This window comes from Glycomyces salinus, from assembly GCF_016428645.1.
Classification (GTDB): domain Bacteria; phylum Actinomycetota; class Actinomycetes; order Mycobacteriales; family Micromonosporaceae; genus Glycomyces; species Glycomyces salinus.
The window spans coordinates 1-8825 of record NZ_JAELXW010000102.1 but is presented as its reverse complement, the minus strand read 5'-3'; the positions used below and the strand labels follow the sequence as shown (position 1 = coordinate 8825).

General features: G+C 70.4%; 6 protein-coding genes and 1 tRNA gene. 4 read left to right on the top strand and 3 right to left on the bottom strand.

What is annotated here, in order from left to right; translation table 11 throughout:
- Positions 1-105: 105 nt before the first annotated feature.
- Positions 106-179: transfer RNA gene (locus JFB92_RS20725), tRNA-Arg, on the bottom strand.
- Positions 180-534: 355 nt separating this feature from the next.
- On the opposite strand from JFB92_RS20725, the gene JFB92_RS20720 reads away from it, so the two are divergent.
- Positions 535-1548 carry a M48 family metallopeptidase gene (locus JFB92_RS20720; protein WP_199043127.1) on the top strand — a complete coding sequence of 338 codons (1014 nt, stop codon included), beginning with the start codon at positions 535-537 and terminating at the stop codon, positions 1546-1548.
- On the opposite strand, the gene JFB92_RS20715 is transcribed toward JFB92_RS20720, so the two are convergent.
- Positions 1545-2885 (bottom strand): dipeptidase, encoded by a 1341-nt coding sequence (locus JFB92_RS20715; RefSeq protein ID WP_199043125.1) that lies wholly within the window; start codon positions 2883-2885, stop codon positions 1545-1547. The genes JFB92_RS20720 and JFB92_RS20715 overlap by 4 nt on opposite strands.
- Before the next feature lie 36 nt (positions 2886-2921).
- On the opposite strand from JFB92_RS20715, the gene JFB92_RS20710 reads away from it, so the two are divergent.
- Positions 2922-3692, top strand: a complete 771-nt coding sequence (locus tag JFB92_RS20710) for an SURF1 family cytochrome oxidase biogenesis protein (protein ID WP_199043124.1) — start codon at positions 2922-2924, stop codon at positions 3690-3692.
- Here JFB92_RS20710 and JFB92_RS20705 read toward each other — a convergent pair.
- Positions 3649-5826 carry a transglycosylase domain-containing protein gene (locus JFB92_RS20705; RefSeq protein ID WP_199043123.1) on the bottom strand — a complete coding sequence of 726 codons (2178 nt, stop codon included), beginning with the start codon at positions 5824-5826 and terminating at the stop codon, positions 3649-3651. The genes JFB92_RS20710 and JFB92_RS20705 overlap by 44 nt on opposite strands.
- A gap of 223 nt (positions 5827-6049) precedes the next feature.
- Between JFB92_RS20705 and cobA the strand changes: the two genes are divergently transcribed.
- Both cobA and JFB92_RS20695 read left to right on the top strand, forming a co-directional pair.
- Positions 6050-7249 (top strand): uroporphyrinogen-III C-methyltransferase, encoded by a 1200-nt coding sequence (gene cobA / locus JFB92_RS20700; RefSeq protein ID WP_307789238.1) that lies wholly within the window; start codon positions 6050-6052, stop codon positions 7247-7249.
- 226 nt (positions 7250-7475) lie between these two features.
- Positions 7476-8564, top strand: a complete 1089-nt coding sequence (locus JFB92_RS20695; RefSeq protein WP_199043119.1) for a hypothetical protein — start codon at positions 7476-7478, stop codon at positions 8562-8564.
- Positions 8565-8825 lie beyond the last annotated feature (261 nt).

The following is an 8825-nucleotide window of genomic DNA, read 5'->3' as shown; positions in this document are numbered from 1 at the left end:
CCTGCGGTGGTGTTGTAGCCATGACCTTAGTGTGCTGGGGAACAATCCCGGGAACAGGAACTTTTGTAGATCGGCCGGTCATGCCTGTGAACTGGGGTTTTGCGGTGCGCCAGGCAGGATTCGAACCTGCGACCGTCGGATTAGAAGTCCGGTGCTCTATCCAGCTGAGCTACTGGCGCCCGGCGGGGTCTCTGGCGGACGCCGCGCCAGCGCAAGGATACCTGCTGGGAGCGGACACAAGGGTACGGGGCGTCGGAAGAACACCCCAAATGATTCTTCTCGACGCCCCGGAATTGCTGACCCAACTCAATCAGTAGTCGGCCCGGACATAAGTGTCAAGCGGCACGCGGCGTGTTGTCGCCAAGTTGTTACCTATGCGCAAGTGGGGAGTCGGCCCTGGCCGGCTCCGGGTCGCTTGGGGCACTGTGAGATCCGACGCATGGTCGGCGGCGGCGTCGCGGTGTGCTCTCCATGACGGCGGAAGTTCGCTCGGTTGTGTCACACTGGCGTCATAGCCATCTGTGAGGAGCGGGCATGTCCGACCAGCAGCCATCCCAGAACGAGACCCAGCCGACACCCCGCGAGCCGGTGGTGCTGCGCGGCATCTCCAGCCGGGCGTGGGAGCATCCGGCCGACAGAGGCGCCCTGGTCGCCCTCCGAGAGCTCCGCGGATTCGACGTCGTCCTGCGCAAGTTCTCCGGCATGCTGTCGGAGCGGGCCATCAGGCTGGCCTTCCTCGGCTCGGCCATCAAGGTCGACCGCCACCAGTACTCGCGCGTCTACGACGCCTACCTCAAGGTCGCCTCGGTGCTCGACGTGGACGAGTCCGACCTGCCCGAGTTGTACATCGCCCGCAATCCCGATCTGGGCGGCATGTGCATCGGCATCGACAAAACCATCATCGTCCTCAACTCCGGCTCGCTCGACATGCTCGACGAGGTCGAGCTGCGGTTCCTGATCGCCCACGAGCTCGGGCACGCCCTCAGCGGGCACGGCCTCTACCGCACCCTGCTGATGGTGCTGCTGCGGCTGACGACCTCGGTCGCCTGGATCCCGGTCGGCGTCGTCGGCCTGCGCGTGATCACCGCCGCGCTCCAGGAATGGCAGCGCAAGTCCGAGCTGTCGGCCGACCGGGCCGGGGCGCTGGCGGTCCAGGACCCGGCCGTCAACATCCGCTTCATGGCCAAGCTCGCCGGCGGCGGCGACCTCTCCGATGTGGACACCGCTGCTTTCCTGGAGCAGGCCAAGGAGTTCGAGGCCGGCGGCGACCTCCGCGACAGCTTCCTCAAACTGATGCTGCTGGAACCGCGCAGCCACGACTTCGCCGTCGCTCGCGCGGCGGCCCTCAAGCAGTGGGTCGACGAGGGCGACTACCGCGAGGTCCTGGCGGGGGACTATCCGCGCCGCGAGGACGACGCGGACGCCTCGATCTCCGAGGAGGCCAAGGCGGCCGCGAAGTCCTATAAGGATGTCTTCGAGACCTCCGGCGACCCGCTGGCCAAGCTGCTGCGCAAGTTCCGCGACGGCGCCACCGGCAGCCGAGGCTAGGAAGCGAGCTTCTCCAGCAGCAGCGCCTCGGCCACGCAGACCCGTTCGAACATCTTCAGTTCGAGCGACTCGTTGGGGCCGTGCGGGTTCGAGTGCTGGTCCTCCACACCGGTCACCAGGATCGCGGCCTCCGGGTACAGCTCCTGGAACGTGGCGATCATCGGAATCGAACCGCCCACGCCGATCTCGACCGGCGCGGTGCCGTCCCACGCCTCGGTGAAGGCCGCGCGCGCCGCGTCGTAGGCCGGGCCGGTCGCCTCGATCAGGCTCGGGTCGCCCAGACCGCCCTCGGGGGTCACCGCGACCCGCGCGCCCCAGGGCGCGTGCGCGGCCATGTGCGCCCTCACCGACTTGAGCGCGTTCTCGGCCGAGTCGCCCGGCGCGAGCCGGAAGGAGACCTTCGCTCGCGCCTTCGGCTGGAGCGCGTTGGCCGACTCGGCCGCGCCGGGGCAGTCGATGCCGAGCACGGTCGCCGTCGGCTTCGTCCACAGCCGCTCGGTCAGCCGTCCGGTCCCGATGAACTCCACGCCCGGCAGCATCCCGGCCTCGGCGCGCAGCGCCGCCTCGTCGTAGTCGACGTCACTGCTCTGGCCCGAGACCAGGCCCTCGACGGCCACATCGCCGCGCTCGTCGTGGAGGGTCGCCACCAGGCGGCTCAGCGCGGTGAGCGCGTCGGGGACCGGCCCGCCGAGCAGGCCCGAGTGGACCGCGCCCTCGAGCACCGCGACCTCGACGAAGACGTTGACGACCCCGCGCAGGGTCGTCGTCAGCGCCGGGACCTCGGTCTTCCAGTTCATGGAGTCGGCGATGACGACCACGTCGGCGGCCAGCTCGTCCCGGTGCTTGCGCAGCAGCGGCTCCAGCGTCGGCGAACCGAACTCCTCCTCGCCCTCGATCAGGAGCTTCACCCCGACCGGCGGCCTGCCGCCGTAGGCCCGCAGTGCGGCGATGTGCGCCATGACACCGGCCTTGTCGTCGGCGACGCCGCGCGCGTACAGCCGCCCGCCGCGCTCGACCGGTTCGAACGGGTCGTCCTGGTCCCACAGCGCCAGGTCCCCGGTCGGCTGCACGTCCTGGTGGGCGTACAGCAGCACCGTCGGGCGCCCGGCGGGGGCCGGGAAGTGCGCGAACACGCTCGGCTGCCCCTCCCCGTGCCGGAGCTGCCGGACCTCGGCCGCGCCCGCCTCGGTGAGCAGGCGCTGCACCTCGTCGGCCCCGCGACGGACCGGCTCGTGGTCGAGCCCGTCGAAGGCCACCGCGGGGATCCGCACGAGTGCTTCCAGATCGGCGCGCACGGCCGGCATGGCGGCGCGCACCGCATTCACCACATCGCTCATGGGTGGCAATCCTATGCCGCGTCTAGACTCGGCTCCGTGCTAGCGCGTTTCAAGTTCCTGGCGACACCCCGCTGGCTGGGGCTGACCGCGGCCGGGGCGGTCGTGATGGTCGTGTGTGCCCTGCTCTCCCAGTGGCAGTGGGACCGCGCCGAGCAGCGCGCCGAGGCCAACGCCCGGATCGAGGCCGCCGCCGATCCGGCCGACCTCGACCGGGTCCTGCCCGCAGGGGCCGACCTGGACGAGGAGTTCCGCTGGACCCTCGTGGAGGCCACCGGCACCTACGACCCCGCCGGCGAGATCGTGCTGCGGGCCCAGACCAACAACGGCGTGAACGGCTTCGAGATCGTCACCCCCCTGGTCCTGGCCGACGGGACCGCGCTGCTGGTCGACCGCGGCTTCGTCGCCGCCGCGACCTCCGGCGGCCTGCCCGAGTACCCTCCGTCGCCCTCCGGCGAGGTCACCGTCACCGGGCGGGTCTTCGAGAGCGAACCGGCCGGCGGCTCGGTAACCCGCGAGGACGGCCACATCGAGGCCCGCCGGCTCGACCTCGACCGGCTCGGCGGCGAACTCGACTACGAACTGCGCGGCGCCTGGATCGCCGTGACCGAGCCCGACGAGGGCCTCCAGGCGCTCGAGACGCCTTCGTTCCGCGCCTGGCAGAACTACTCCTACGCCGTGCAGTGGGCGCTGTTCGCCGCGCTCGTCCCCGTCGGCTGGGTGGTGCTGGTCCGCCGCGAGCTGCGCGGCGGACCCGAAGGGGAGGTCAGTCCTTCCCGTCGAACTGGATCTGCTCCGACGGCGGCGTGAAGTCCTCCACCGGTTCGTCCTCCAGCGCCTCGGACAGGATCGTCCCGACCGTCTCCTTGGACACCGAGGAGTTCGAACTGCCGACCGCGTTGAAGATGTAGTCCGGATCGGCCATGAACGCCCCGACCGTCATCTGCGGCGTGTAGCCGAGGAACCACGAGGTCCGGTCGTCGTCGGTGGTGCCGGACTTGCCGGCCACGGGCCGGTCGACCATCTCCCCGACGATCCTGGAGGTCCCCCAGGGGCCGCAGTCGGCGCCCTTGCGGGCCTGCTCGGTGACGCACCGGCCCGCGTCGGTGGCCGCTCGGGCCACGTCCTTGGTGATCTCCTGGTGGCAGCGCGGCTCGGCCACGTCGAGCTCCTGCCCGTCCGGGTCGATCACCCGCAGCGCAGGCATCGGCTCGCAGTAGTTCCCCTCGGCCGCGAGCGTGTTGAACACGTTCGTCATCTCGATCGGCTGGACGTCTGAGACGCCGAGCGTGAACGGCCCCCAGCCGCTGCGCCGCTCCTCCGAGGCGTAGTAGGCGTCGCCCTCGCTCCGCCACTGGAGGCCCATGCGCTCGGCCATCTCGACGGCCTTGTCGGCCCCAACGCGGTCGATCAGCTGCGCGAAATAGGTGTTGACCGACATGCCGAACCCGGACCACATGTCCCGGTTCCCGGCCATGGAAGCCGAGCCGTTCTTCGGACACCATCGCCCGCCGCAGGCGGTCGTGGCCGAGATGAAGCTGGTAGCGACCCGGTTCGGCGAATTGATGTCGGTGTCGAGCGGATAGCCGTCGTCGAGGGCCGCGAGCATCGTGAACACCTTGAACGTCGACCCGGCCTGGTAGCCGCCGGTCGGCCCGCCGCCGAGCACCGGGTTCACGGTGTTCGGATAGTTGCCGACGCGGTCGAACGCCGGGTTGGAGTGCGGGCCGTTGTCGGACTGGTCGTACGAATAGACCCGGTTCAGCCCCAGCCCGAGGATTCGGCCGGTGCCCGGCTCCATGACCACCGCGCCGTGCGCGAGCGGATCGTCGGTGTCCTTGGCGTCGTTGACCGTCTCCTGCGCGATCTCGTGCACCTCCGGGTCGAGCGAGGTGATGATCGTGTACCCGCCCCGGCGCAGCTCCTCCTCCCGTTCGGCCGGGGTCTCGCCGAAGGCGTCCTGCTCGCGCCACCAGCGCCGGAAGAAGTCGCAGAAGAAGCCGGAGTCGATCGCCACCCCGTCGATGCCGATGCACGAGTTCGGCGGGTTGTAGATGTCCAGTTCGATCGGGTTGCCGATGACCTCCGAGGCGTCGCCGCGGGAGAGGTAGTCCTGGTCGACCATGCGGCCGATCACCCAGTTGCGGCGGGCCAGCGCCGAGGACTGGTCCGAGGTGACCGGGTCGTAGGCCGACGGGGCCTGCACCAGGCCGGCCAGCAGCGCGGCCTCCTCGACGTCCAGCTCCGAGGGGTGCTTGGAGAAGTAGACCTGGGAGGCCGCGAAGATCCCGTAGGCGTTGTGCCCGAAGTAGGCCTGGTTGAGGTAGCGCTCGAGGATCTCGTCCTTGGTCAGCTGCTCCTCGACGGCCATGGCCAGCCGCGCCTCGCGGAGCTTGCGGGTCGTGGTGTCCTCGGTGGCCGCGACGACGTCCTCGATGGACTCCGAGTTGAGCTTGAGCGCCCCCCGCACGTACTGCATGGTGATCGTCGAGGCGCCCTGCTGGATCCCGCCGGAGCTCTGGTTGGCGACGAAGGCACGCATGATGCCGCGGTAGTCCACGCCGTTGTGCTGGTAGAAGCGGGTGTCCTCGGCCGAGATCATCGCCTGCTGCATCACCGGCGCGACCTCGTCGAGGCTGACATGGCGGCGGAACTCGTCGTAGAACAGGCTGATGAGGGTCTCGCCGTCAGAGGCGTAGACGTAGGAGGTCAGCGGCGGGTCGGTCTCGGCGACCTCCTCCGAGAGTACGTCGATCGAGTCGAAACCGGCCTTCGCGCTCAAACCGGCCATTGCCACCAGCGGGAACAGCAGCGCCGCTATCGCCAGTCCACAGAGCAGACTCGTGCGCAAGAGGGCGTAGACGCCGTCGGCGGTATTGCCGGCACCGGCCTTCGCTCGCGGGCCCAGGCCGGTCATCTGTGGCTGACGGGGTCGATTGCGCATATATCCAGCCTAGGCCACACCAGTGACGAGAAAAACAGAAATCCGAGCCCCAAAACAAGTCTTCTTCGATGCGGCCCTGACAGAGCCGGGCGTGCGATCACTCCCGCCCGACGCGTAACGCCGGCCGCGCTTAACAGGCTCGCAACGCGCCGGTTAGATGTCCGCGACGAAACCTGCCTACTCTTGCAGCCAGCAGCTTCACAGGTGCCCGGAGGAGGCGGACGTGTCGGTCTACGAGGTCGGACTGCGATTGCGCGGCAAGACGGTGCTCGTCGTGGGCGGCGGCGCCATCGCCGCGCGCCGCGTCCCGCGCCTGCTCGACGCCGGTGCCCACGTCAACCTCGTCGCCCCGGAGGTCACCACGACCCTCGGCGACTACGCCGACTCCGGCGAGCTCCACTGGGAACGGCGGCTCTGGCGCCCCGGCGACGCCGACGGCGCCTGGTTCGTCCTGGCCGCCACCGACGACCCCGAGGTCAACGCCGCGGTCGCCGCCGAGGCCGAGGCCCAGCGCATCTGGTGCGTCCGCGCCGACGACGCCGAAGCGTCCGACGCCTGGACCCTCGCCCGCACCGCCTTCGCCGGCGTCTCGGTCGCCGTCTCGGCCTCCGGCGATCCGGTCCGCGCCGCCGCCGTGCGCGACGCCGTCGCCGCCGGACTGCGCTCCGGCGAGCTGGACGCGCCCGGCGGCCGCCCCGCCGCCCGCCCGGTCGGCGCGGCCCTGATCGGCTCCGGCCCCGGCGACGCCGACCTGATCACCCTCCGCGGACTCGAACTGCTGCGCCAGGCCGAGGTGGTCGTCTCCGACCGGCTCGCTTCTCAAGAGCTGCTCGATCTGCTCGACGACTCGGTCGAGATCGTCGACGCCGCGAAGCTGCCCTACGGCCGCCACACCACCCAGGAGCAGATCAACGCCGTCATGGTCGAGCGCGCCCTGGCCGGGAAGTTCGTGGTGCGCCTCAAGGGCGGCGACGGATTCGTCTTCGGCCGCGGGGCCGAGGAACTGGACGCCTGCGTCGAGGCGGGCGTGCCGGTGCAGGTCGTGCCAGGCGTCTCCTCGGCGATCGCGGGCCCGGCCGCGGCGGGCATCAGCGTCACCGAGCGCGGCGTCGTCCACGACTTCACCGTCGCCACCGGGCACGTCCCGCCCGCCGACCCCAAGAGCCGCGTCAACTGGGAGGCGCTCGCCCGGTCCAACGGCACCCTGGTGCTGCTCATGGCCGTCAAGAACCGCGCCGCGATCGCCGCGGCCCTCATCGAGGGCGGCCGGGACGCCTCCAGCGCGGTGCGCATCGTCGAGAACGCGACCACGAAGAACCAGACCGTCCGCGAATGCACCCTGGGCACGCTGGGCGAGACCGAGACTCACCACCCGGCCGTCATCGTGATCGGCGAGGTCGCCGCGCGCCGCCGCGCGATCTGACCGCCGCGGCTCCGGGGCGCGGTCCCGTTGCCCGCGCGTGGTCGGCGGGCCCTCGTACATTCATCGATTCCGCCCTTTACAAAGCCGGATCCCAGACCGTAATATTCGCTCATCAGCAGCGCTGCGCTCGCAGCGCCCACCGCCGCGGTCTCTGAATCCGACCGCTCGTGTCTTTCCATTACCAGGGGTTTTGCACTCTACCCCTCAAGTCCTATTAGGAGTGTGCATGCGTTATCGTGAACTCCCCCGCGAGCTGGTCTCGAGGCTGAAGATCGCCTACACCGTCCGCCACGTCGATCCGGCGGCCCCCGGGCTCACCCTGGTCGACGACCGCGCTCCGCGTCCCGGCAACATCCTGGCCGCCCGCGTCGACGCCATCGGCCACCACGACCTGCTCGAACTCGGATCAGGGCGAAAATCGGTGATCTACCCGGGGGACGAACTCCTCCTGGCCTTCGGCGAGCGGTACGCCCCCGACCAGTACGAGGCCGCCGTCCCCGCCGACCTCACCACCGTCGAACTGGTCGCCGCCGGCGGCGTGGCCGGAATCGTCACCGGCCGCCACACCGACATGGCCCCGCCGACCCGGCTCCAGGCCATCGGCTTGCTCGCCGACCGCGAAGGCGTCCCGCTCGACCTGCGCCGCTTCTCCGTGCTCAACCCGTTCGGGCTGGTCGACCACCCGCCGGTGATCACCGTCGTCGGCACCTCCATGAACGCCGGGAAGTCCACCACCGCCGCCTCGGTCATCCGCGGCCTGACCGGCGCCGGCCTCCGCGTCGCCGGAATCAAGGTGACCGGGACCGGTGCGGGCGGCGACCCCTGGATGTTCCGCGACTCGGGAGCGGTCGTGGCCGCCGACTTCACCGACGGTGGCTACGCCACCACCGCGGGCGTGCCCGTCCCCGAGCTGGCCGAACTGTCCCAGATCCTCTACCACCATGTCGCCGCGCACGAGCTCGACGCGGTGGTCATGGAGATCGCCGACGGCATCCTCCAGACCGAGACCTCCGCGCTGCTGGAGTACCCGCTGATGCGTGAGCTCATCGACGGCGTGGTCCTGGCCGCCGCCGACGCCGCCGGGGCCCGGTACGGCGCGGCCCACGTGCGCGGGCTCGGCCTGCCGGTCCTGGCCGCCTCGGGTCGGCTCACCCAGTCGGCGCTGGCGGTCCGGGAGGCTGCGGCCGGCATGGACGCGCCCGTCCACACCCCGGCCGAACTGTCCCGCAGCGAAGTGGCGACGACCATCCTGCGTCTCGTCGAGGTCAGCAGGGGCCGCCGCGCCGGCGTCCTCGAACTCGACGAGGCCGCCTAGGGCCGCCGACGATCCCGGGCGGCGCGCGTCAGCGCCGCTCGGAATAAGGCGCACCCCACTCCCGGGCACCCCCGTCTGAGACCTTTTCGTGACATTGCGACCCTGGTAAGGGTTGCTCGGGCCAATTATTGTCGAGGCCATGTGTTGGACCTCTGGGAACCCCGAGACAACCCCAGAGGCAGTCCCCCCGGGCGCGAGCGCCCCAACCCTTCCGTAGAGGTATTTCCGTCATGACCACTCTCAATTCCGATGCACGACGCC

Excerpts from the sequence above, each read along its gene's own strand:
- JFB92_RS20720 (WP_199043127.1), top strand. The coding sequence starts at position 535 with ATGTCCGACCAGCAGCCATCCCAGAACGAGACCCAGCCGACACCCCGC.
- JFB92_RS20715 (WP_199043125.1), bottom strand. The coding sequence starts at position 2,885 with ATGAGCGATGTGGTGAATGCGGTGCGCGCCGCCATGCCGGCCGTGCGC.
- JFB92_RS20705 (WP_199043123.1), bottom strand. The coding sequence starts at position 5,826 with ATGCGCAATCGACCCCGTCAGCCACAGATGACCGGCCTGGGCCCGCGA.
- JFB92_RS20695 (WP_199043119.1), top strand. The coding sequence starts at position 7,476 with ATGCGTTATCGTGAACTCCCCCGCGAGCTGGTCTCGAGGCTGAAGATC.